Origin of the sequence: Achromobacter spanius (genome assembly GCF_039673305.1) — a bacterium.
In the GTDB taxonomy this organism is placed as follows: domain Bacteria; phylum Pseudomonadota; class Gammaproteobacteria; order Burkholderiales; family Burkholderiaceae_B; genus Achromobacter; species Achromobacter spanius_F.
The window spans coordinates 27,148-47,368 of the sequence record NZ_JBDJLJ010000023.1 but is presented as its reverse complement, the minus strand read 5'-3'; the positions used below and the strand labels follow the sequence as shown (position 1 = coordinate 47,368).

The 20,221-nt window shown below is 67.8% G+C and carries 23 protein-coding genes; 11 read left to right on the top strand and 12 right to left on the bottom strand.

All coding sequences use genetic code 11. The annotated features are described in order from the left end of the window. Nucleotide 1: 1 nt before the first annotated feature. Nucleotides 2–1,591 carry an ArnT family glycosyltransferase gene (locus ABE485_RS18410; protein WP_346516711.1) on the top strand — a complete coding sequence of 530 codons (1,590 nt, stop codon included), beginning with the start codon at nt 2–4 and terminating at the stop codon, nt 1,589–1,591. On the opposite strand, the gene ABE485_RS18405 is transcribed toward ABE485_RS18410, so the two are convergent. Beyond that, nucleotides 1,545–1,940: a GtrA family protein gene (locus tag ABE485_RS18405; protein ID WP_346516710.1), complete on the bottom strand. Its 396-nt coding sequence runs from the start codon at nt 1,938–1,940 to the stop codon at nt 1,545–1,547. The genes ABE485_RS18410 and ABE485_RS18405 overlap by 47 nt on opposite strands. A gap of 36 nt (nt 1,941–1,976) precedes the next feature. Between ABE485_RS18405 and ABE485_RS18400 the strand changes: the two genes are divergently transcribed. After that, a complete protein-coding gene (locus ABE485_RS18400; protein ID WP_346516709.1) occupies nt 1,977–2,792 on the top strand; it encodes a ChbG/HpnK family deacetylase in 816 nt (271 codons plus the stop codon). A gap of 4 nt (nt 2,793–2,796) precedes the next feature. Here ABE485_RS18400 and ABE485_RS18395 read toward each other — a convergent pair whose 3' ends face one another. Then, on the bottom strand, nt 2,797–3,660 hold the full coding sequence (locus tag ABE485_RS18395; protein WP_346516708.1) for a LysR family transcriptional regulator: 864 nt from the start codon (nt 3,658–3,660) through the stop codon (nt 2,797–2,799). Between the two features lie 102 nt (nt 3,661–3,762). On the opposite strand from ABE485_RS18395, the gene ABE485_RS18390 reads away from it, so the two are divergent. Next, a complete protein-coding gene (locus ABE485_RS18390) occupies nt 3,763–4,224 on the top strand; it encodes a multidrug/biocide efflux PACE transporter (protein ID WP_346516707.1) in 462 nt (153 codons plus the stop codon). Nucleotides 4,225–4,253: 29 nt separating this feature from the next. Here ABE485_RS18390 and ABE485_RS18385 read toward each other — a convergent pair whose 3' ends face one another. Both ABE485_RS18385 and ABE485_RS18380 read right to left on the bottom strand, forming a co-directional pair. Further along, nucleotides 4,254–5,141, bottom strand: coding sequence for an alpha/beta hydrolase (locus ABE485_RS18385; protein WP_346516706.1), 888 nt, complete (start codon nt 5,139–5,141; stop codon nt 4,254–4,256). Between the two features lie 77 nt (nt 5,142–5,218). Beyond that, nucleotides 5,219–6,106: a LysR family transcriptional regulator gene (locus tag ABE485_RS18380; protein WP_346516705.1), complete on the bottom strand. Its 888-nt coding sequence runs from the start codon at nt 6,104–6,106 to the stop codon at nt 5,219–5,221. Nucleotides 6,107–6,202: 96 nt separating this feature from the next. Between ABE485_RS18380 and ABE485_RS18375 the strand changes: the two genes are divergently transcribed. Both ABE485_RS18375 and ABE485_RS18370 read left to right on the top strand, forming a co-directional pair. Continuing rightward, nucleotides 6,203–6,607 (top strand): CidA/LrgA family protein, encoded by a 405-nt coding sequence (locus ABE485_RS18375; RefSeq protein ID WP_346516704.1) that lies wholly within the window; start codon nt 6,203–6,205, stop codon nt 6,605–6,607. Beyond that, the gene (locus ABE485_RS18370; RefSeq protein WP_346516703.1) at nt 6,597–7,289 is read left to right on the top strand and encodes an LrgB family protein; all 693 of its coding nucleotides are present in this window, start codon (nt 6,597–6,599) and stop codon (nt 7,287–7,289) included. Before ABE485_RS18375 ends, ABE485_RS18370 begins: the two co-directional genes overlap by 11 nt. 7 nt (nt 7,290–7,296) lie before the next feature. Here ABE485_RS18370 and ABE485_RS18365 read toward each other — a convergent pair whose 3' ends face one another. Together ABE485_RS18365 and ABE485_RS18360 are read right to left on the bottom strand one after the other, a co-directional pair. Further along, nucleotides 7,297–7,941 (bottom strand): LysE family translocator, encoded by a 645-nt coding sequence (locus ABE485_RS18365; protein ID WP_346516702.1) that lies wholly within the window; start codon nt 7,939–7,941, stop codon nt 7,297–7,299. Next, nucleotides 7,938–8,861, bottom strand: a complete 924-nt coding sequence (locus tag ABE485_RS18360) for a DMT family transporter (RefSeq protein ID WP_346516701.1) — start codon at nt 8,859–8,861, stop codon at nt 7,938–7,940. Before ABE485_RS18360 ends, ABE485_RS18365 begins: the two co-directional genes overlap by 4 nt. Nucleotides 8,862–9,001: 140 nt before the next feature. Here ABE485_RS18360 and ABE485_RS18355 point away from each other — a divergent pair, with 140 nt between their 5' ends. The 4 genes from ABE485_RS18355 (at nt 9,002) to fusA (ending at nt 13,908) form a co-directional block, all read left to right on the top strand. Then, nucleotides 9,002–10,462, top strand: coding sequence for a PLP-dependent aminotransferase family protein (locus ABE485_RS18355; protein ID WP_346516700.1), 1,461 nt, complete (start codon nt 9,002–9,004; stop codon nt 10,460–10,462). A gap of 38 nt (nt 10,463–10,500) precedes the next feature. After that, nucleotides 10,501–10,845, top strand: coding sequence for a TIGR01244 family sulfur transferase (locus ABE485_RS18350; RefSeq protein WP_346516699.1), 345 nt, complete (start codon nt 10,501–10,503; stop codon nt 10,843–10,845). 98 nt (nt 10,846–10,943) lie between these two features. Beyond that, a complete protein-coding gene (locus tag ABE485_RS18345) occupies nt 10,944–11,408 on the top strand; it encodes a universal stress protein (RefSeq protein WP_346516698.1) in 465 nt (154 codons plus the stop codon). Between the two features lie 388 nt (nt 11,409–11,796). Continuing rightward, complete coding sequence (gene fusA, locus ABE485_RS18340) at nt 11,797–13,908, top strand: elongation factor G (protein ID WP_346516697.1); 2,112 nt, start codon at nt 11,797–11,799, stop codon at nt 13,906–13,908. Between the two features lie 9 nt (nt 13,909–13,917). Here fusA and ABE485_RS18335 read toward each other — a convergent pair whose 3' ends face one another. Next, on the bottom strand, nt 13,918–14,811 hold the full coding sequence (locus ABE485_RS18335) for a DMT family transporter (protein ID WP_346516696.1): 894 nt from the start codon (nt 14,809–14,811) through the stop codon (nt 13,918–13,920). A gap of 298 nt (nt 14,812–15,109) precedes the next feature. On the opposite strand from ABE485_RS18335, the gene ABE485_RS18330 reads away from it, so the two are divergent. Next, nucleotides 15,110–15,580, top strand: coding sequence for an Lrp/AsnC family transcriptional regulator (locus tag ABE485_RS18330; RefSeq protein ID WP_346516695.1), 471 nt, complete (start codon nt 15,110–15,112; stop codon nt 15,578–15,580). 12 nt (nt 15,581–15,592) lie between these two features. On the opposite strand, the gene ABE485_RS18325 is transcribed toward ABE485_RS18330, so the two are convergent. Continuing rightward, nucleotides 15,593–16,402 carry an alpha/beta fold hydrolase gene (locus ABE485_RS18325; RefSeq protein ID WP_346516694.1) on the bottom strand — a complete coding sequence of 270 codons (810 nt, stop codon included), beginning with the start codon at nt 16,400–16,402 and terminating at the stop codon, nt 15,593–15,595. 128 nt (nt 16,403–16,530) lie between these two features. On the opposite strand from ABE485_RS18325, the gene ABE485_RS18320 reads away from it, so the two are divergent. After that, nucleotides 16,531–17,028 carry a YbaK/EbsC family protein gene (locus ABE485_RS18320; RefSeq protein WP_346516693.1) on the top strand — a complete coding sequence of 166 codons (498 nt, stop codon included), beginning with the start codon at nt 16,531–16,533 and terminating at the stop codon, nt 17,026–17,028. 45 nt (nt 17,029–17,073) lie between these two features. On the opposite strand, the gene ABE485_RS18315 is transcribed toward ABE485_RS18320, so the two are convergent. From ABE485_RS18315 to pal, 4 genes are all read right to left on the bottom strand, one after another. Then, nucleotides 17,074–17,886, bottom strand: coding sequence for an ABC transporter ATP-binding protein (locus ABE485_RS18315; protein WP_346516692.1), 813 nt, complete (start codon nt 17,884–17,886; stop codon nt 17,074–17,076). Next, the gene (locus tag ABE485_RS18310) at nt 17,883–18,926 is read right to left on the bottom strand and encodes a FecCD family ABC transporter permease (protein ID WP_346516691.1); all 1,044 of its coding nucleotides are present in this window, start codon (nt 18,924–18,926) and stop codon (nt 17,883–17,885) included. Before ABE485_RS18310 ends, ABE485_RS18315 begins: the two co-directional genes overlap by 4 nt. Next, nucleotides 18,926–19,615 carry a tol-pal system protein YbgF gene (gene ybgF, locus ABE485_RS18305; RefSeq protein ID WP_346516690.1) on the bottom strand — a complete coding sequence of 230 codons (690 nt, stop codon included), beginning with the start codon at nt 19,613–19,615 and terminating at the stop codon, nt 18,926–18,928. The genes ABE485_RS18310 and ybgF overlap by 1 nt, the downstream gene beginning before the upstream one ends. 85 nt (nt 19,616–19,700) lie before the next feature. Next, nucleotides 19,701–20,201, bottom strand: coding sequence for a peptidoglycan-associated lipoprotein Pal (gene pal, locus ABE485_RS18300; RefSeq protein WP_346516689.1), 501 nt, complete (start codon nt 20,199–20,201; stop codon nt 19,701–19,703). Nucleotides 20,202–20,221: the final 20 nt, after the last annotated feature.

Genomic DNA, 20,221 nt, shown 5'->3' with positions numbered 1-20,221 from the left:
CATGGCAGGCTCCAAAATCCCGGCGCGCTCCGAATGGACCCCGCCGGCAGGACGGCTGTTGCTGGCTGTCGGCATCTGGCTGGCCTGGCTGGCCTGGATACGGCCGCTGACCCTGCCCGATGAAGGCCGCTATGCAGGCGTGGCCTGGGACATGCTGCGCAGCGGCTCCCACGCGGTGCCGCTGCTGGACGGCATGCCGTATTTCCACAAGCCGCCGCTCTATTACTGGCTGACCGAGCTGTCGTTCTCGGTGTTCGGGGTGCATCCCTGGGCGGCCCGGGTGCCGTCCTGGCTGGCCGCGTGGGGAGCCGCCGCCGCGCTGTATGCGTTCGTGCGTCGCCATCGCGACGCCGCGGCCGCCAGCCTGGCCGTGCTGATCCTGGCCACCATGCCGTTCTTCTACGGCGGCGCGCAGTTCGCCAACCTGGACATGCTGGTGGCCGGGCTGATCACGCTGTGCGTGCTGGCAGCCACGGAAACGGCGCTGCGCGCCGAAAGCGGCCAGGCCTGGCGGTGGATGTCCGTGGCGGCTGCGGCGCTGGCCGCGCTGGCGGTCCTGGCCAAGGGGCTGATCGGCCTGGTGCTGCCGGGCGCCATCCTGCTGGCCTGGCTGGCCTGGGAGCGGCGCTGGCGCGGCATGGCCGTGCTGCTTTGGCCGCCGGCGCTGCTGGTGTTCGTGGCGGTCGCGGCGCCGTGGTTCGTGCTGATGCAGCAGCGCTATCCGGGCTTTTACGACTACTTCTTTGTCTACCAGCACTTCCAGCGCTTTGCCGCGGGCGGCTTCAACAACGCCCAGCCCTTCTGGTTCTACCTGCCGGTGCTGGCGGGACTGAGCCTGCCGTGGTCGCTGTGGGGCGGCGGCATCCTGCATCGCGCCTTCTGGGCCGCCGGTCCGGCGCGATCCCTGCGGCGGCTGGCCGGTGTCTGGTTCGCGGTCGTGGTGGTGTTCTTTTCGGTGCCGCATTCCAAGCTGATCGGCTACGTGCTGCCCGCGCTGGCGCCCCTGGCCTTCCTGCTGGCCGAGGTCATCCTGGCGGCGTGGCGCGCCGGCCCCGAGGCTGTCACGCCCCGGCTGGTTCGCATCAGCGCCGCGTTGGCGGCCGGCGTCTGCGTCATCGCCGTGGGCGTGGCCGCCACCAACACGCGCGGCAGCGCGGCGCCGCTGGCCAAGGTCGTGCGGGAGCAGGCCAGGCCGCAAGACACCTTCGTCGCGCTGCACACGTATCCATTCGACCTCGCGCTTTATGCGCGGGCGCCGCGTCCGACCTGGGTGGTGGACGACTGGCTCAACCCCGAGGTGCCGGTGCGGGACAACTGGCGCAAGGAACTCTACGACGCCGCGAAGTTCGATCCGGCCACGGGCCGGCAGGTGCTGGTCAGCGCGCAAGCGTTCAATGCCCGCCTGTGCGCGGCGCCGCAAGGCGCGCGCTTTTGGGTCTGGGGCAACCACGCGGACGGCGCAGCCTATGCGCCGCTGCAGGGCCTTGCGCCCACGGCGACGAGCGCCCGCAATGCGATGTGGCGGGTGGACGTGAATGCGGCCCTCAGGCAGCGGGTCTGTGGCGGAACGCCCACAGCCGGCTCGCAATGAACGTGGCGAAGGCCAGTCCGATCAGGATCAGGGCCAGCAGCGTGTCGTAGGGGATGTCCGTGGCGTGCAGCAGCCAGGCGTAGGCGGCTTCGTTGATCGCGAAGCCGGCCGCTGAAATGAGAAAGAAACGACGGACCGCTATGGTCCAGGGTATGGGCGAATGGCGGAAGGTAAGCCGGTAGTGGCCGCTGAAGGACACCACGAAAGCCGCGAGCCAGCCTACAAGGTTGGCGGCCAGCGGGGGAGCGCGGAAGGCTTCGACGCAGCCCACGGCGACAGCCCAATGCGTGGCCGCCGCGGCACAGCCGACGGCGACGAAAAGGCTGATTTGCCGGAGCAGCGTACGCATGTTGGATGTGATGAACTGGAATGTCGAGGTGAAGCGATGAGCAAGCGCGTTGTGGTCTGCGGGGATGATTTTGGCATGAATGCCGACATCGACGAAGGCATGATCGCCCTGGCCGGCATGGGGCGCGTCAGCGCCGTGAGCTGCCTTGCGCTGGGACCGACGTTTGCCGCCAATGCGCCCCGGCTGGCGGCGCTGGACGCGGATATCGGGCTGCACGTGAATTTCACGGAAGCGCTGGGCCAGGACGCCGCGCCGATGCCGTCGCTGGGCGCGCTGATCCTGAAGGCGTACGCCGGCCTGCTGGATGCGGCGTGGATCGATGCGCACCTGGCCAGGCAGTTCGACGCCTTCGAAGCCGCGTTCGGCCGCGCGCCGGACTACGTCGACGGGCACCAGCATGTGCATCAACTGCCGGGCATCCGCAAGCGCCTGCTGGCGCTGCTTGCGCAGCGGTACGGGCCGAACTCGCCCTGGCTGCGCCAGACGGCGCCCGGCATGCAGTGCGGCATTCCGCTGAAGGAAGCGTTCAAGGCCCGCGTCATCGGCGCGTTGGGCGCCGCCGCGCTGGCGCGTGAGGCTCGCTCGAACGGCTTGCGGACCAACCGCCGGCTGCTGGGCGTGTATGCCTTCGACGGCGGCAAGCGGCGCTATGCCAGCCTGCTGCAGAACTGGCTGTTCAACGCGCGCGACTGCGATCTGGTCATGTGCCATCCCGCGCTGGGCAGTGCGGAGGGCAGCGCCATGGCGCGCCAGCGGCGCGCCGAATTCGAGGTGCTGGCCAGTCCCAAGCTGGGAGACTGGCTCGGCGCCAACGGGGTGCGGATCTCGCGCTTGCCGGCGGCGCCGCGCTAGCGCGCTAGGGCTGCGTCAGGCTCTGCAGCAGCCAGGCGCCTGCCGGCCCCAGCGCCCGGCGCGTGGACCAGACCGCATCCACCCGGATGTGCCGGGGCCAGCCCGGGGCCTTCAGTTCCACCAGCTGGTCGCGTCCGAAGCGCTGGATCATCCAGCGCGGCAGTTCAGTCCAGCCAAATCCCAGGCTCGCCATTTCCAGCAGCATCAGGTAGCCGGGGGCCGACCAGGTCGAATGCGCGGGCGCCGTTTCCTTGTCGTCCAGTTCGTAGGTGCTCAGCCGCAGTTCCCGTTGCGACGCCAGGTGATCGGACGTGACGGAGGGCAGGCTGGCCAGCGGATGGGTGCGTCCCACGCAGAGCGCGATTTCGGACACTTCGGCCAGGGTGGCATGCGCCACATCGGGCGGGTAGCTTTCCTGCGCGGCCATCAATCCCAGATGCGCGCGGCCCTGCTGCACCAGCGCCACCACGTCCTCGTATTCGGCGATCAGGCACTCGAAGCGCAGCGCCGGGTAGCGCTGGTCGATCTGGCTGAGCATGGCTTCGAAGGTCCGGGATTGGAACGTGTCGGACAGCACGACGGTGAGCCGGGGTTCCAGCCCTTCGGACAGCTGGCTGGCGCTGCGGTTCAGGCGGTCGTTGGCGGCCAGCACCTGCAAGGCCAGTCCCAACAGGACCTGCCCGGCCTCGGTAAGCGCGGGCTGGCGCTGGCTGCGGTCGAACAGCGAGACATTCAGGTCCACCTCGAGGTTGGCGATCGTCTCGCTGATGGTGGACTGGCTCTTTCCCAGCTTGCGGGCGGCGGCGGAAAAAGAGCCTTCCGAGGCGACCTGGGCAAAGGCGGCGAGGGATTCGAGGGAATGGCGCATAGGGGGCTGGAATATCGGTTTTTCCGATGGATACTATCTTTATCGTACCGGAAATGTCGCGGAAAATAGCGTCACTCTGTAGCAACCGACCTCAGGTGGGTCATGACGCAAGCCAAGAAAACCCTCAAGGAACGATTCCTCCACGCCTTTTTGTTCGAAATCCTCGCCATCGGCCTGTGCGCGCCGGTCGCGGCCTGGGCCATGGGCAAGTCCCTGTTTGAAATGGGCGTGCTGACCGCGGTGATCGCCTGGATCGCCCTGGTCTGGAACATGATCTACAACGCCGGCTTCGATCGCCTGGAAAACCGCTACGGCTGGACCCGCAACTTCCGGGTGCGGGTGATGCACGCCTTCGGCTTCGAGCTGGGCCTGATCCTCATCGTGATCCCGCTGGCCGCATGGTGGCTCAGCATCAGCCTGTGGCAGGCCTTCGTGCTGGACATCGCGCTGGTGCTGTTCTACCTGCCGTATGCCTTCTTCTACAACCTGGGCTACGACCGTGCCCGTCCCCACGTGATGAAGTGGCTGTCGCGCCGCGCCGGCGCCGCGGCGGCGCAGGCCTAGCGCCCGCGGTTTTTCATTGCGAAGGCACCCTAGCCCTTCGTGCGCTGGTAGGCCTTCCCGGCGTCCTGCATGAAGGTCTTCACCGCGGTTTCGTACTGCGTGCCGCTGCGGAAGGCGCCCGAATGCGAGGCGCCTTCTATCTTGACCAGCCGTTTCAGGTCCGGCGCCACGTTGCGTGCGGCGGCAAAGAGTTCGTCGCTCATTGTGTGCGGCACGACGCGGTCGGCGGTGCCGTGCATGAACAGCATCGGCGTGTGCATCTGCGCCAGCTTGTCCACCGACGCGAACGGCTGCGTGACCAGCAGGCTGGCGCCGGGCACCTTGCCCCAGCGCAGCGTGGAGAGCATCGCGCCGATGCTGGTAAAGCTGGACTCCACGATCAGGCCCGCGAAGTCCGGCTGTTCGGGGCGCGAGGCCAGGTCGATGGCGATGGCCCCGCCCAGGCTGTGGCCGTACACGAAGCGGCGCGCCGGATCGGGCTGCAGCCGCGCCAGTTCCTTGAGTCCCGCCATGGCGTCTTCCAGCGCGCTTTCCTCGGACGGCAGCCGGGGCGTGGACGCGCCAAAGCCCCGGTAGTCGATCGCCAGCACCGAATAGCCCATGCGGGTCCAGCCGTCGATGCGGAACGCGCTGCCGTTCAGGTTCCAGCGCGCGCCATGCAGGTACAGCACCGTGGGCGCGCCGGACTTGGGGCTTTGCAGGTACCAGGCGCGCACCTTGTCGCCGTTGGCCAGCGCAAGGTCGTAGACCTCGGTGCCGGCGGCGGGTTCGCGCCACCAGGTCTGCGGTTCGGACTGGGGAGAGAAGATGGTTTGGCGCTGCCAGGAGTCGAGCTGGCTGCAGCCCACCACGCCGGAGGCGGCGATCAGGGCGGCGACGAACAGTCGGCGGGCGGAGAGTCGGGGCAGGGCGGGCATGAAAAGTCTGACCCGTTCAGGCGGGTTGGGTTCCGGCATCAGCATACCCCGGCCGGACGGCCCGGCCCAGCAGGGCGTCAGGCCGCGGCCGGGTGGACTTCGCGGGTCAGGGCAAGCCAGGCTTGCGCGGCATGCGACAGATAGCCGCCGCGGCGCCACACCAGGACCATCTCCCAATCCGTCCCCGCGTCGCGCAGGGGCACACGCGCCACGCCCGCGTGCAGTTCCTCGTTGGCCTTGATCCGCGGCAGGAAGGCCACGCCCAGCCCGGCGGCCACCAGCGCCACGATGAAGTCGATCTGGCCGCTGCGCGCGGCGATGGCTGGCGTAAACCCGGCGCGCTGGCAGGCGTCGTGGAGGATCCGGTTCAGGGCGAAGCCCGTCTCGAACAGAATGAAGGGCGAGTCGCGCAAATCGTGCAGGCTCACCGATTCCGCGCGCGCCTGCGGATGATCGGCGGGCATCAGCGCCACCAGCGGTTCGCGCGCCACCGGCTGCCACTCGAAGTTGTCGGGCACCGGCCGCAGCGAAGCCGCCAGTTCGATTTCGCCGGCCATCACCATTTCTTCCAGCCGCCGGCTGCCATGCTCCACCAGGCTGATCTCGATGCGCGGATAGCGGCTGCGAAAGCGCGCAAACATCGGCGCGAACAGGGAACTGCTGCCGAGCGGCGGCAGGCCCAGGCGCAGCACACCCCGCTTCAGGCCTTTCAGGTCGTCCAGTTCGGCAAGCAGATCGTCGCGTTCCGCCAACATGGCCAGCGCGCGGCGGTAGACGATCTCGCCTGCCGCGGTCAGCTGCATGGGCTGGGCATGGCGGTCCAGCAAGGGCATGCCCAGCTCGTCCTCCAGCTGCCGCACGGCCTTGCTGACCGTGGGCTGGGTGGCGTAGATGACTTTGGCGGCCTGGGAGAATCCGCCCTGGCGGACGACTTCGACCAGGGCGCGCAGGGGGCGTAATTCCATGACTATGCCTCAAAGGAATAGGGCGAATTCATCGAATTCATTTTATCTATAGCTTCGCCGGGCGTAAAACATCTGCTTGCCGCTGGAATTTGTCTCATGCCCCGCTCTCGTCCCCTTGTCATCCTGCGCAGCACCCTGCGCCGCAGCCGTTTGCTGCAGATCGCCCTGATCGTCCTGTTTTCCTTGCTGGGCCAGGCGCTGGCGCAAGCCTGCGGCCTGCCCGTGCCGGGCGGCGTCATCGGCATGGCGCTCGTGCTGGTCCTGCTGGCGACGCGGCGGCTGCGGATCCGCAATGTGCGGCGGGGCGCGAGCTGGCTGCTGGGTGAAATGCTGCTGTTCTTCGTGCCCGCGGTCATGTCGCTGCTGGACCACCGCGAATTCCTGGGCCTGCTGGGGGTAAAGCTGCTGGCCGTCATCCTGCTGGGAACGGCGCTCGTCATGGCCGGCACGGCGCTGACCATCGATCTCTGCTATCGCTGGATGAACCGCCATGCCGCTTGAATTCAACCTGCTGTTCTGGCCGGCCGCGACCGTGCTGGCCTATGTCTGCGCGCGCCTCTTCTATCGCCGCTACGCCTATTGGTGGAGCTCGACACTGGTCGTTGCGCCCGCGCTGCTGCTGACGCTGGCCATCCTGCTGCACACTGGCTACCGGGACTATATGTCGGGTTCGCACTGGCTGATGGCCATGCTGGGTCCGGTCATCGTGGCGTTCGCCCTGCCGCTGTACGAGCAGCGGGCGCTGATCCGCCGCTACTGGCCCGTGCTGGCGGCGGGCGTGGCCGTGGGCAGCGGCATCGCGGCCGCCAGCGCCTGGATGCTGGGCAGCCTGCTGGACCTGCCGCCGGACCTGCGGCTGAGCCTGCTGCCCCGTTCGGTGGCCACGCCCTTCGCCGTGGCGGTGTCGTCCCATGTCGGCGGCGTGCCGGATCTGACGGCGGTATTCGTGATCGTCACGGGGGTATTCGGCGCGGCCATCGGCCAGCTCATGTGCCGCTGGCTGCCGCTGCGGTCGGCGCTGGCGCGCGGCGCGCTGTTCGGCATGGGCGCGCATGGGGCTGGCACGGCCAAGGCCCGCGAGTTAGCGGCCGAAGAGGGCGCGGTCGCGGGCCTGGTCATGGTGATGGCGGGCCTCTTCAATGTGCTGGTGACGCCGGCGGTGGTGGTCGGCCTGCTGGCCTGACTCGGCGTCAGTGCAGCAGTTCCAGGGCGACCGGATACAGGGACGCCACCAGCAGCAGCGCCATGCCGATGTTGAACGCGCGGATCGCGGCGGGCTTGTGCAGCACGCGCCGCAGCGCCGTGCCGAAGGTCACCCAGATGCCGATGCTGGGCAGGTTGATGATGCCGCAGACAAGGGTGGCGATCACCAGGTTCGCAAAAAAGCCGTTCTGCGGCGTGTAGGTCGCCACCACCCCCACGGCCATGACCCAGGCCTTGGGATTGACCCACTGGAACGCGGCCGCCTGCAGGAAGGTGAAGGGCTTGCCGCGCGCTTCGCCTTCTTCCAGGGGACCCGAGTTCGCGATCTTCCAGGCCAGGTACAGCAGATAGGCGGCGCCTGCGTACTTCAGCACGGTGTACAGCGCGGGCGTCTGCTGGAAGACCGATCCCAGGCCGATGCCCACCAGGAAGATCATCAGGCTGAAGCCCAGGTTCACGCCCAGCAGGTGCGGCAGGCTGCGGCGGAAACCGAAATTCAGGCCGGACGAGGCCAGCATCACGTTGTTCGGCCCCGGCGTGATGGAGCTGACCAGGGCGAACAGCGCCAGGGGGCCGAGCAGCGACAGGGAAGCGAGAGGGACCTCGGTCCAGTTGGCGGGAAACAGGCTCATTTCGAAGTCCTCACGATGGCGCGGCGTCCGCCGGCAATCACGGCAATCACGGCGGCGGCGAACACGAACGTCGCCGGCTCCACGGATTCGCCAAACAGCAATGCGGCGGCCACGACAGTCAGGAAGGGTTGCAGCAATTGCACTTGTCCCACCCGGGCGATTCCGCCCGCGGCCAGGCCGCGGTACCAGGCGAAGAAACCCAGGAACATCGAGCCGAACGCCAGGTAGGCGCAGGCGGCCAGCACGGTCGCGCCGGGCCAGTGGGCCTGCTGCGCGGCCATCCAGCCCACGGGGGCGGCCACCACGGGCGCGCTGATCGCCAGCGCCCAGCATATTGTGCGCCAGCCGCCCAGCGTGCGCGAGGCCCGCGCGCCCTCGGCGTAGCCCAGGCCGCCCAGCACCACGGCCACCAGCAGCCAGAGATAGCCGGCCGTCAGCACGCCCTGGCCCTGGCGCAAGGCGTAGGCCGTGACCAGCGCGGCGCCCACGACGGCCCAGCCCCAAAAGGCGGGCGAGGGGCGTTCGCCGCTGCGCAGGGCGGCAAAGGCCGCGGTCGACAGCGGCAGCAGGCCGTTGAACACCGCGCCCTGCGACGACGGCACGGTCTGCATCGCCAGGGACGACGCCAGCGGCCAGCCCACGACGATGCCCACGGCGGCCAGGATGACGCCAGGCCATTCCTGGCGGTTCGGCCGGCGGCTGCGGGTCAGCCACAGCAGGGCGATCGCGGGCACGGCGGCGATCAGCGCGCGCCCCAGGCCCACCAGCAGGGGCGCCAGTTCGGCCACCGCCAGCCGGGTCATCGGCAAAGTCAGCGAAAACACCAGTACACCCAGGAATCCGTAGCCGTAGCCTTCCCATACGGAAGAAGGGACGGCCGGGCTGGCCGGCGGGGTCGGGTAAAGCAGGGGGCGGTTCATGGCATGGGCGCGGAATGTCGGGATCGGCGGCGGCCCGCGGTTGCAGGCTTGGCGTATTGCTGTCACTCTACGCATAGTCTTCAGTACAGTACCGGTACACATCGGCATGTCACTTTAATCACTGGCCTGGTCAAATCTCCATGACAGTTGCTCCGCCTTCCCCCTCTTCCATGCCCTGGCAGCCCGTGCGCCAGGCCGATGCCACCCTGGTGGCGCAACTGGCCGACGGCCTGGCCCGCCGCATCGACGAGCAGGGCTTGCGCCCCGGCACCCGGTTGCCGTCCATCCGCAAGATGGCCGAACAGTCGGGCGTCAGCCGCTTCACCGTGGTCGAGGCCTACGACCGCCTGGTGGCGCGCGGACTGGTCCAGTCGCGCCGCGGCGCCGGGTTTTTCGTGCGCGCGCGCAGCGGCCCGCTGACGGCGGTGGCCGCCGCCGCGCCCAGCACACTGGTCCCGCCGGCCCGCGTGGACATCGCCTGGCTGCTGCGCAGCATGTTCCGCGAATCCCATGCGCCGGGCATGCCGGGCGGGGCCGGCCTGCTGCCGGCCGATTGGCTGGATCCGGAAATGGTGGCGGGCGCCGTGCGGGCAGTGGGCCGCTCGGTGCGCGCCAACCTGGTCAGCTACGGCCATCCCCAGGGCTTCGCGCCGCTGCGCCAGCAGATCGCCGCGTCCCTGCAGAACGAAGGGGTGCCCGCGCATCCCGAACTCAACCTGCTGACGACCAACGGCGTGACCCACGGCCTGGACCTCATTGCCCGGCATCTGGTCAAGCCGGGCGATACCGTGCTGGTCGAGGACCCCGCATGGTTCGTCATCTTCGGCCGGCTGGCCGCTTTCGGCGCCCGCCTGATCGGCGTGCCGCGCGGGCCGGACGGCCCCGACATCGACCTGCTGGAAAAGCTGGCCGCGCAGCACAAGCCCAAGCTCTTCATCATCAACGGCGCGGTCCACAACCCCACCGGCCACACGCTGTCGGCGGGGGCGGCCTACGGCATCCTGCGCATCGCCGAACGCCACGACTTCATGGTGGTCGAGGACGACACCTATGGCGAGCTGCATCCGGGCGGCGCGATCAAGCTGGCCGCGCTCGACCGCCTGAATCGCGTCATCTTCGTCAGCGGCTATTCCAAGATGCTGGCGGCCAGCCTGCGCGTGGGCTACGTGGCCGCCAATCCCGACATCCTGCAGAAGCTGGCCGACCTGAAAATGCTGGCCGGCCTGACCTCACCCGAACTCGGCGAACGCGTCATCCACCGGGTGCTCATCGAAGGGCAGTACCGCCGCCACATCGAGCGTGTGCGCCTGCGCGTCGACGACGCCCGCCAACGCTGCATGAAGGGGCTGCTGAAGCTGGGACTGACGGTGCCCCACGAACCGCACGCGGGCATGTTCGTCTGGGCTGATTGCGGGCGCGATTCCGAGGTGCTGGCCCGCGCCGCCGCCGACCGCGGCATGCTGCTGGCGCCGGGCACGCTGTTCTCGCCCTCGCAGGCGCCGTCGACCATGCTGCGGTTCTCGGTATCCATCGCGGACCACCGGGGCATCTGGAGCGAATTGGAAAAACTCTTCGCGCAAAACGGCTCCTACAATCAATAATATGCAGCTATCTCGTTGAAGCCATTGAAGGAACCGTCATGTCCGCACCCATCAAGCCTCTGACCCAGAACTTTGCCGTCGCCCCGCAACTGGGTCCCGACGACATGGCCGATGTTGCCGCCGCCGGCTACAAAAGCGTCATCATCAACCGCCCCGACTTCGAAGGCGGCCCGGACCAGCCCACCGCCGCCGACGTGTCCCGCGCCGCGCAGGCCGCCGGCCTTCAGATCGAATACCAGCCCGTCGTGGGCAGCGCCATGACCGCCGCCGACGTCGCGCGCTTTGCCGAACTGCTGCGCACGCTGCCGGGCCCCGTGCTGGCATACTGCCGCACGGGCACCCGCTGCACCAATCTGTTCGCGGCTGCCCAGCAGCTGGGCTGATTCCACATTGACGCCCGTCAAGCCCACCCGGTTCGGTTGATGTGAACCTGGCGGCTTTCCGGTAGCATAAAGATTCCTCTCAAACAGGAGCAGGCAAGATGTTCAAGAAGATCCTGATTCCCACCGACGGTTCCCCGCTCTCGGCGCAAGCCGCCAACGCCGGCATTTGCTTTGCGCGCTCCGTGGGCGCCGAAGTCGTCGCGCTCTACGTGACGCAGCCGTTCGCGGCCACGATCGGTTTCGACGGCATGGCCGCGGCCTACGCCATCACCGACGAAGACTACGAAAAGGCCTCCGCCGAGCAAGCCGACAAATACCTCAAGCAGATCACTGACCGCGCCGACACGGCCGGCGTGAAGGCCGAGGCCCGCGCGGTGTCGAATTTCAACGTCGCCGACGGCATCGTGCAGGCCGCCACCGACAGCGGCTGCGACCTGATCTTCATCGGCAGCCACGGCCGCAGCGGCCTCTCGCGCCTGCTGCTGGGCAGCGTCACCGCCAAGGTGCTGTCGCTGGCCACCACCGCCGTGCTGGTCTACCGCGTCAAGGAAGACAAGAAGTGATCCCCGGCCGGCGCGCTTGAAACGCCGCCGCCCGCGCAAAGGCCCCTCGACGCCGAGGGGCTTTTTTTATGCGCGCGGCCCCGGCCGCGCCGCGAAACCATGCGTCCCTTTTCTTCGCGCCGCCCAGGCAGGCGCGGCCTGCGGGCACGCGCATGACGGTGCCAGGGCGCCCATACCTTGGTATGCCCAGGGCAAACCCATGGCATCCCCAATCTCGTGCGCACAGGGCCGTTTCAGGCTTGTATCTTGCGGTGCGGCGCGTAATATTTATGCATCAGCGCGGGCGCGGTTCCGCAACATCCAAGCACTGCTCGCGGCAACGCGCCCGCCGCGGCAAGGCCCGGTCGGGCTTGCCGTTCGCCACGTAGTCAACCGCTAGGAAGAGGCCATGACTCGCAAGACGCGCATCGAGCTTTATCGCAATATCGGCATCAGCGCCCATATTGATGCAGGCAAAACGACGACCACCGAGCGCATCCTCTTCTATACCGGCATTACCCACAAGATCGGCGAAGTCCACGACGGCGCCGCGGTGATGGACTGGATGGAGCAAGAGCAGGAGCGCGGCATCACCATTACGTCGGCCGCCACCACCGCCTTCTGGAAGGGCATGGCGGGCAACTATCCCGAGCACCGCATCAACATCATCGACACGCCGGGCCACGTGGATTTCACCATCGAAGTCGAGCGCTCCATGCGCGTCCTGGACGGCGCGGTCATGGTGTACGACGCGGTGGGCGGCGTGCAGCCGCAATCCGAGACCGTCTGGCGCCAGGCCAACAAGTACAAGGTGCCGCGCCTGGCGTTCGTCAACAAGATGGACCGCGTCGGCGCGGACTTCCTGCGCGTGCACCGCCAGATCGCCGAACGCCTGAAAGGCGACGCCGTTCCCATCCAGCTGCCGGTGGGCGCCGAAGACCACTTCGAGGGCGTGATCGACCTCGTGAAAATGAAGGCCATCATCTGGGACGATGCCAGCCAGGGCGTGAAATTCCAATACGAGGACATCCCCGCGTCCATGCAGGCGCAGGCGCAGGAATGGCACGACAAGATGGTGGAAAAGGCCGCCGAGGCCAACGAAACCCTGCTTGAAAAATACCTGTCCGGCGAACCCCTCACCGAAGCCGAAATCAAGGAAGGGCTGCGCGCCCGCACGATCGCCAACGAGATCGTCCCGATGCTGTGCGGCAGCGCCTTCAAGAACAAGGGCGTGCAGGCGATGCTGGACGCCGTCATCGACTACATGCCGTCGCCGGTGGACGTGCCCGCCATCAAGGGCCATGACCAGCGCGACCACGAAATCGAGCGCCATCCCACCGACAACGAGCCCTTCTCCGCGCTGGCGTTCAAGATCATGACGGATCCGTTCGTCGGGCAGCTGGTGTTCTTCCGCGTCTATTCCGGCGTGGTGAAGTCCGGCGACTCGGTGTTCAATCCCATCAAGGAAAAGAAGGAGCGCCTGGGCCGCATCCTGCAGATGCACGCCAACGAACGGCGAGAAATCACCGAGGTCTACGCGGGCGATATCGCCGCGGCCGTGGGCATCAAGGACGTCACCACCGGCGACACCCTCACGGATCCGGCGCACATCATCATCCTGGAACGCATGGTGTTCCCGGAACCCGTGATCTCGCAGGCCGTCGAGCCCAAGACCAAGGCCGACCAGGAAAAAATGGGCATCGCGCTGGGCCGCCTGGCTCAGGAAGATCCCTCGTTCCGCGTGCGCACGGACGAAGAGTCCGGCCAGACCATCATCTCGGGCATGGGCGAGCTGCACCTGGAAATCCTGGTCGATCGCATGAAGCGCGAGTTCGGCGTCGAAGCCACCGTGGGCAAGCCCCAGGTGGCGTATCGCGAAACCATCCGCAAGACCTGCAACGAAGTCGAAGGCAAGTTCGTCAAGCAGTCGGGCGGCCGCGGCCAGTACGGCCATGTCGTGCTCAAGCTGGAACCTCAGGAACCGGGCAAGGGCTATGAATTCGTCGACGCCATCAAGGGCGGCGTGGTTCCGCGTGAATTCATCCCGGCCGTCGACAAGGGCATCCGCGAGGCCCTGAACGCCGGCGTGCTGGCGGGCTACCCGGTCGTGGACGTGAAGGCGACGCTGTTCTTCGGTTCGTACCACGACGTGGACTCGAACGAAAACGCCTTCAAGATGGCGGGTTCGATGGCGTTCAAGGAAGGCATGCGCCGCGCGGATCCCGTGCTGCTGGAACCCATGATGCAGGTCGAGGTCGAAACGCCCGAAGACTTTACCGGCAACGTCATGGGCGACCTGTCCTCGCGCCGGGGCATGGTGCAGGGCATGGAAGACATCGCGGGCGGCGGCGGCAAGGTGGTGCGCGCCGAAGTGCCGTTGGCCGAGATGTTCGGCTATTCGACGTCGCTGCGTTCACTGACCCAGGGGCGCGCCACGTACACCATGGAGTTCAAGCACTACGCCGAGGCGCCGCGCCAGGTCGCCCAGGAAGTGATTGCGGCCCAGGGATCGGGCCGCTGATCGCGGGCCTCAGGCGGCGGCTGCGGCCGCCGCCGGGCGCAGCCGCGACGACGCCAGCTTCACCCCCAGCAGGATCATTGCAAAGCCGTAGGCGTGGAACAGCTGCGGCGCCTCGCCCAGCAGCGGCCAGGCCAGCAGTGCGGCGTAGACCGGCACCAGGAACATGGACAGGCCCGCGGTCGCCGGGCCGGCGTGGCTGATCAGCCGGCCATAGACGTAATACGCGCCCAGGCTGGGCACCACCGCCAGGAACAGCAGCACGGCGGCGAGCCGCGGATCCGTCCACGGCGCCGGCGTTCCGGTCGCGGCCTCGATGCCGGCGAAGGGCGCCAGCGCCAGCGCGCCGCCCAGCATCATCGTCGCCAGCCGGGCGCTGTCCGGCACGGCCGGCAAGACCAGGCGCTTCTGCAGCACGGTATAGAGCGCCCATCCTGTCGCCGCCAGCAGCACCCAGAGATCGCCCTGGCCGAATTCCAGCCGGGCGAGCGCATGCGCGTCGCCGCGCGCCAGCACCACCAGCACGCCGCCCAGCGCCAGCGCCAGTCCGGCCGCGCGCGGCGCCGATAGCGGCTTGCGCCAGAACCTGGCTTCCAACAGCGCCACCAGGATCGGGCTGCATGAAAAGATCAGCGCGATGTTGGTGGCGCTGGTCGTTTGCGCGCCGATGTATTGCGGCGCGACCGCCACGCCCATCCCCAGGATCGCCAGCGGCGCCAGCGCGGGCAGGCCGCGCCACAGCGCCTTGCGATGGGCGCGCACTGCGGGAAGGGCAATCGGCAGCAGGATCAGCAGGGCGATCAGCCAGCGGCCGAATGCCAGGAAGACGGGAGGAAGGTTGGCGTCGTGGGCCCAGCGGGCGGCCACCATATTCGAGGCGAATAGCGCCGGGGCGGTGAAAAGCATGGCGGCGCCGGACAGGCCGAGACCGCTTCTTGAAGGTGCTGCTGCGTGGGACATGGTTTCCGGCCGCGCGGATCGGCGCGCGGTTTGCTGCGTTGGAACTGCCGGCGCGCGCGCCGGGTTGTGCCACAGCGGGAGCGCCGAATCGGACGGGCGGGATAGATGCCTGTCTTGAAGGAAAGTCTACGGTCATGCAGGCAAAATAGGTTTCCTGATTCACGCCTGTTTGGCCAAATCAGGAAAATTTCCTTCCGATAGAATTCGGTTGTGCAGTATTTTTATCTTCATCAACCGCCCAACCATGTCCACATCGCCCAAAATCGACGAAACCGACCGCAAGATCCTGCGCGCGCTGCGCGCGGACGGGCGGCTGACCAACCTGAAGCTGGCCGAGATGGTCGGACTGTCGCCGACGCCGTGCTGGAACCGGGTCAGGGCGCTGGAAGAAGCGGGGGTGATAGAAGGCTATGCCGCCTTGCTGAACCAGAAGGCGCTCGGGCTGCCGGATACGGTCATGATCGAAGTCACCCTGGAGCACCACGACGACGACACGCTGGCGCGTTTCGGCGAAGAGATCAGCCGCCTGCCCGAAGTGGTGGAAGCCTTCCTGGTGACAGGCGAATACGACTACCTGATCAAGGTGGCGGTGGCCGGCACCGAGGGCTACGAGGAATTCCTGCGCAAGCGCCTGTACAAGCTGCGCGGCGTGCGGCACAGCCGCTCCACCTTCGTGCTGCGGCGCCTGAAGCACACGCCCTCGGTCGAACCCTGACGGGCGGGCGGGTCAGGCCGCGATGAATTCCTGGATGGCGCCGTTGAAGGCGCGGGGATTGCCCAGATTCATGCCGTGCGATGAGCCGGCGATGTCCACGCGGCGGGCCTGCGGCAGCCATTGCGCCAGCGCATCCAGCACCGCCGGGTAGGGCGCCGGGCTCAACGCGCCGCCGATCAGCAGGACGGGCATCGTCAGGCTGCCGATCTGCGCCGGGGTAAGGGTGTCGGGCTTTTCCTCGGCTTGTCCGAAAAGCGTGCCGACGTTGTCCCGCACCATCTCCTTGAACCAGGGCACCATGCGCTGCCAGGTGTTCGGTCCGGTCACCGTATCCACGAACAGCGCCAGGCCTTCCTCGATCTCGCCCTGGCGGATGAGCGCCAGCGCGCGCTGGCGAAAGCCGCCGCGCTCGTCGTTGCCGCCGGGCAGGGGCAGGCCGGGATCGGCCAGCGTCAGGCTGCGCAGCGCGTCCGGCTGGCGCAGGGCGGCTTCGAGCACGACGCGTCCGCCGCGGGAATGGCCCACCACGTGAGCCGGACCGCCCGCCACCTGGTCGATGAACTCCAGCACGTCGCTGGCGTGCTGCGCGACCGAGAAGCCGCCGCCCTCGCCATCCCAGGCTTCCGGCCAGTAGCGCCGCAGGCACACGGCCAGCACGCGGAACGACCGGCCCAGCGGCGCCATCTGGGATTTCCAGTAGCGGCTGTCGGACAGGGAGCCGTGCACCAGCACCAGGGGCGCGCCGCTGCCGTATTCGGTGTAGGACATGGCATAACCGCCGATCAGGGCGGTTTGCAGGGGCAGGACGGGTTCGGAACGCATGGGGCAGGGAGGTATGGCCAGGTCCGCATTCTAGCCCGGCGGCGCGCCGCCGGACGCTGATAAACTCGTCTGCGGTCCGCCGGCGCTGGTCGCCCGCGCGCCTGATCCCCTGAACGGAGTTCCCATCGATGTCGCCAGAATCCATCGCCGCCTTGCCCGAATCCGCCCAACGCGTCGCCCGCCTGCTGCTTGAAATCGGGCACGACAAGCCCGTGGTCGTGCTGCCCCAGACGGGCAAGACCTCGGCCGAAGCAGCGGCGGGACTGGGATGCGAGGTCGCGCAGATCGCCAAGTCCATCATTTTCCGCCGCGCATCGGACGATGCGCCCGTGCTGGTCATCGCCAGCGGCGCCAATCGGGTGGACGAGGCCAAGGTCGCGTCGCAGGTGGGCGCCCTGGCCAAGGCCGATGCCAGATTCGTGCGCGACATGACCGGCTACGCGATCGGCGGGGTCTGCCCCATCGGCCATGCGGTCAAGCCGGTGATGCTGCTGGACGCGGACCTGTTCAACTACGACAGCCTGTGGGCCGCCGCCGGCCATCCGCATGCCGTATTCAACCTGACGCCCGCGCAACTGGCGGACATGACCGGCGCGCCGGTGGTGGACGTGGCCCAACGCGCCTGAGCGTCCCGCTGTTTCTGTCCTCGCTGGCGGGCATCCGAAAGCCGGTCAGCCGGGATGTTCTTCCAGGCCGTCGATCAGTACCTGCCGCCGTCCGCGCGAGCAGGCCTCTACCCGCGCCTGCACTCCATAGACCGCCGCCAGCGAAGCCGGCGTGATGACGTCGGCCGGCGCGCCCGCAGCGTGCAGCGCGCCCTCGTGAATCATCACGGCCCGGTCCGCATGCTGCAGGGCCACGTTCAGGTCGTGCAGCACGATAAGGCTGATCAGGCCGTGCTCGCGGGTTTCCTGTTGCAGCAGGCGCATGACGTGGAACTGGTAATTCAGGTCCAGCGCCGACAGCGGCTCGTCCAGCAGCAGCACGCGCGGATGGCGGATCAGGGCTTGCGCCAGGCCCACCAGCTGTTTCTGGCCGCCGGACAGCGCGTCCAGGTAGTGCAGGGCCAGGTGCGCGATGCCCAGGCGGTCCAGCAGCCGGTCGATGGCCGCCAGGTCGGCGGACTGCGCCGTCGCATCGCTTGCCTTGGCCGCCACCAGCACGGACTCGAACACGCGCAGGTGCACGGCCGCGGGCAGGCTCTGGGGTAGGTACACCACATGGCGGGCGCGTTCGCCGTGATTCAGCCGGGTCAGGTCCAGCCCTTCAAGTGAGGCCCGGCCCGCGCGGGGGGGGACCAGGCCGGCCAGGGCCTTGAGCAAGGTCGATTTGCCGCTGCCGTTGGGGCCGAGCAGCGCCGTGACTTCACCCGCGGCCAGCGCGGGGATCGACAGCTGGCGCAGCACGTCCTCGCGTCCGTAGCCAGCCGTGATCCCTTGCACGGCCAGTCCGGACAATGGCGTCGGCGGAATGGCCTGGGTCATGGCAATTGCCTGCGCAGCACGACGGATACGAAAAAGGGAATGCCGACCAGCGCCGTCACGATGCCCACGGGCACCACGACGCCGGGCATGAGGTTCTTGGACGCGATGGACGCCAGCGACAGGATCACCGCGCCCACCAGGGCGCTGCCCGGCAGGTAGAAGCGGTGGTCTTCGCCGAACAGCCGGCGCGCGATATGGGGCGCGACCAGGCCGATGAAACCGATGGTGCCCACGAACGCCACCGCCAGCGCCGACAGCAGGCTGACCCGCGCCAGCGCCGCAACCCGCAGCCGGCGCACATCCACGCCAAAGCTCGCGGCGCGGTCCTCGCCCAGCCGCAGGGCGGTCAGCTTCCAGGATTGCCGCATGGCCAGCGGCAGGGCCAGCGCAAACGCCAGCGCCAGCACGGCAACGGTCGTCCAGTTCGACCGCGCCAGGCTGCCCATCGTCCAGAACACCAGGTTCTGCAGGGCTTCGGCGCTGGCCGTGAACTGCACCAGCGACACCAGCGCATTGAAGGTGAACACCATGGCGATGCCGAACAGCACGACGCCCGAGGTATTCATGCCGCCCCAGCGCGCGACGGCGTCCAGCAGCAACGCGGCCAGCAGGGCAAAGAGGAACGCGTTGGCCGCGATCAACCAGCCGGCGGGGATGCCGGGCAGGCCCAGCTGCAGCACGATCGCCAGCGAGGCGCCGAACGCCGCGGCCGACGACACGCCCAGCGTGAAGGGACTGGCCAGGGGATTGTTCAGGATGGTCTGCATTTCGGCGCCCGCGAGTCCCAGCGCCATCCCCACCAGCGCCGCCATCAGGGCGGACGGCAGGCGGATATCCCAGACAATCACGCGGTAGGTCGGATCAGCCTGGGCGGGGGTGATCAGCGTGCGCCAGAGGTCGCGCCAGGGCAGGCCCGAGGGGCCTGCGGTGAAATCGATCAGCAACGCAATGAAAATCGCCGCCAGCAGCAGGACAATGAGCCCCGCCCGGCGGCGAAGGATGTGCCGGTAGGCGGCAACCGCGCTTGCGGCTTGCCGCATTACTGCAGCAATTGCAGCCGGCTCTTGGCCGTGCTGGCGGCAGGCGTCGTCGGGTAGTCGCGGACGATGCGCTGCAGCGTGGCCTTGGCGCCGGCGCGGTTGTTCAGTTCGATCTGGCTGCCGGCGATGATCAGCAGGGCGTCGGGCGCGCGGGCGTTGTCCGGAGACTTTTGCACCATGCCGTTCAACTGCTCGATGGTGCCCTTGAAGTCCTTCAGCGCATAGCGGCTGCTGCCCTGGTAGAACTGGGCGCTGGGCGCGAGCTGGCTGTTCGGATACAGCGCCGTGAAGGCGGCCAGCGATTCGGCCGCTTCCTTGTATTGGCCCTTGCGGAACAGGTCCATCGCGCCGTCATAGGCAGCCTGCTCCTGGGGATCGCCTGCAGCGGCTCCCGGCGGGTTGGAGCCACCCGCGGCGGCGCCCGGCTTGGCGCTGGGCTGCTGGCGCGACACCAGCTCCAGCTGGTCGCGCAGCTGGGCGACTTCTTGCTGCAATGCTTGAATCTGATCAGCCAGTTGAAGCTTGGCGCGCTGGCTTTGCTCGTTCTGCTGCTGCACTTGCTGGCGCAAATCCAGGATGGCCTTGCGGGCCTCATCGTCGGAAAAAGCGTGTGCGGGCGCCGTCAAGGCAGCGAACGCCAGGCCGGTGGCCAGAATCAGGGGACGCAGGGACAGAACGTTATCGCGCATGAATATTCCCGGGTATAAAAACAAACGTCGGGACGGCCGGTTGACCGTCCCGACGCGTGGTAGGGCTCTAGACTAAGCGAAAAGCTTAACGCAGATAGTTGATATCGGCGCGGCGGTTTTCAGCGAAGTCGGCTTCAGTCGTACCCGTCGAGCGCGGCTTTTCCTTGCCGAAGCTGATGGTTTCGATCTGGTTGTCGCTGACGCCCAGCAGGGTCATCATGCGACGCACGGCGTCGGCACGACGCTGGCCGAGGGCCAGGTTGTACTCAGCACCACCGCGTTCGTCGGTGTTGCCTTCGATCTTGATCTTTTGCTGTTGGTGCGAAGCCAGATACTTGGCGTGGGTTTCGACCAGGCCGCGGTATTGGTCCGACACGGTGTAGCTGTCGAAATCAAAGTACACCGAGCGCTGTTGCGCCAGGATGCTTTGGGGGTTAAAGGGATCAAGGATCTGGCCGGAGGCCGAGGATCCTTGGCCAGCGCCTCCGCCCTGACCCGCTTTATCGTCGAGAGGGACGGAGCTGCAGGCTGCCAGGGTGGCGGCCAGAGCGGCGATGGTTAGGCTTTTGGCAATGCGCGACTTCATGATAGTTCCTTTGCAAAGAG

Coding starts and splice junctions, on each gene's coding strand:
- ABE485_RS18410 (WP_346516711.1), top strand. CDS start 2: ATGGCAGGCTCCAAAATCCCGGCGCGCTCCGAATGGACCCCGCCGGCA.
- ABE485_RS18405 (WP_346516710.1), bottom strand. CDS start 1,940: ATGCGTACGCTGCTCCGGCAAATCAGCCTTTTCGTCGCCGTCGGCTGT.
- ABE485_RS18400 (WP_346516709.1), top strand. CDS start 1,977: ATGAGCAAGCGCGTTGTGGTCTGCGGGGATGATTTTGGCATGAATGCC.
- ABE485_RS18395 (WP_346516708.1), bottom strand. CDS start 3,660: ATGCGCCATTCCCTCGAATCCCTCGCCGCCTTTGCCCAGGTCGCCTCG.
- ABE485_RS18390 (WP_346516707.1), top strand. CDS start 3,763: ATGACGCAAGCCAAGAAAACCCTCAAGGAACGATTCCTCCACGCCTTT.
- ABE485_RS18385 (WP_346516706.1), bottom strand. CDS start 5,141: ATGCCCGCCCTGCCCCGACTCTCCGCCCGCCGACTGTTCGTCGCCGCC.
- ABE485_RS18380 (WP_346516705.1), bottom strand. CDS start 6,106: ATGGAATTACGCCCCCTGCGCGCCCTGGTCGAAGTCGTCCGCCAGGGC.
- ABE485_RS18375 (WP_346516704.1), top strand. CDS start 6,203: ATGCCCCGCTCTCGTCCCCTTGTCATCCTGCGCAGCACCCTGCGCCGC.
- ABE485_RS18370 (WP_346516703.1), top strand. CDS start 6,597: ATGCCGCTTGAATTCAACCTGCTGTTCTGGCCGGCCGCGACCGTGCTG.
- ABE485_RS18365 (WP_346516702.1), bottom strand. CDS start 7,941: ATGAGCCTGTTTCCCGCCAACTGGACCGAGGTCCCTCTCGCTTCCCTG.
- ABE485_RS18360 (WP_346516701.1), bottom strand. CDS start 8,861: ATGAACCGCCCCCTGCTTTACCCGACCCCGCCGGCCAGCCCGGCCGTC.
- ABE485_RS18355 (WP_346516700.1), top strand. CDS start 9,002: ATGACAGTTGCTCCGCCTTCCCCCTCTTCCATGCCCTGGCAGCCCGTG.
- ABE485_RS18350 (WP_346516699.1), top strand. CDS start 10,501: ATGTCCGCACCCATCAAGCCTCTGACCCAGAACTTTGCCGTCGCCCCG.
- ABE485_RS18345 (WP_346516698.1), top strand. CDS start 10,944: ATGTTCAAGAAGATCCTGATTCCCACCGACGGTTCCCCGCTCTCGGCG.
- fusA (WP_346516697.1), top strand. CDS start 11,797: ATGACTCGCAAGACGCGCATCGAGCTTTATCGCAATATCGGCATCAGC.
- ABE485_RS18335 (WP_346516696.1), bottom strand. CDS start 14,811: ATGCTTTTCACCGCCCCGGCGCTATTCGCCTCGAATATGGTGGCCGCC.
- ABE485_RS18330 (WP_346516695.1), top strand. CDS start 15,110: ATGTCCACATCGCCCAAAATCGACGAAACCGACCGCAAGATCCTGCGC.
- ABE485_RS18325 (WP_346516694.1), bottom strand. CDS start 16,402: ATGCGTTCCGAACCCGTCCTGCCCCTGCAAACCGCCCTGATCGGCGGT.
- ABE485_RS18320 (WP_346516693.1), top strand. CDS start 16,531: ATGTCGCCAGAATCCATCGCCGCCTTGCCCGAATCCGCCCAACGCGTC.
- ABE485_RS18315 (WP_346516692.1), bottom strand. CDS start 17,886: ATGACCCAGGCCATTCCGCCGACGCCATTGTCCGGACTGGCCGTGCAA.
- ABE485_RS18310 (WP_346516691.1), bottom strand. CDS start 18,926: ATGCGGCAAGCCGCAAGCGCGGTTGCCGCCTACCGGCACATCCTTCGC.
- ybgF (WP_346516690.1), bottom strand. CDS start 19,615: ATGCGCGATAACGTTCTGTCCCTGCGTCCCCTGATTCTGGCCACCGGC.
- pal (WP_346516689.1), bottom strand. CDS start 20,201: ATGAAGTCGCGCATTGCCAAAAGCCTAACCATCGCCGCTCTGGCCGCC.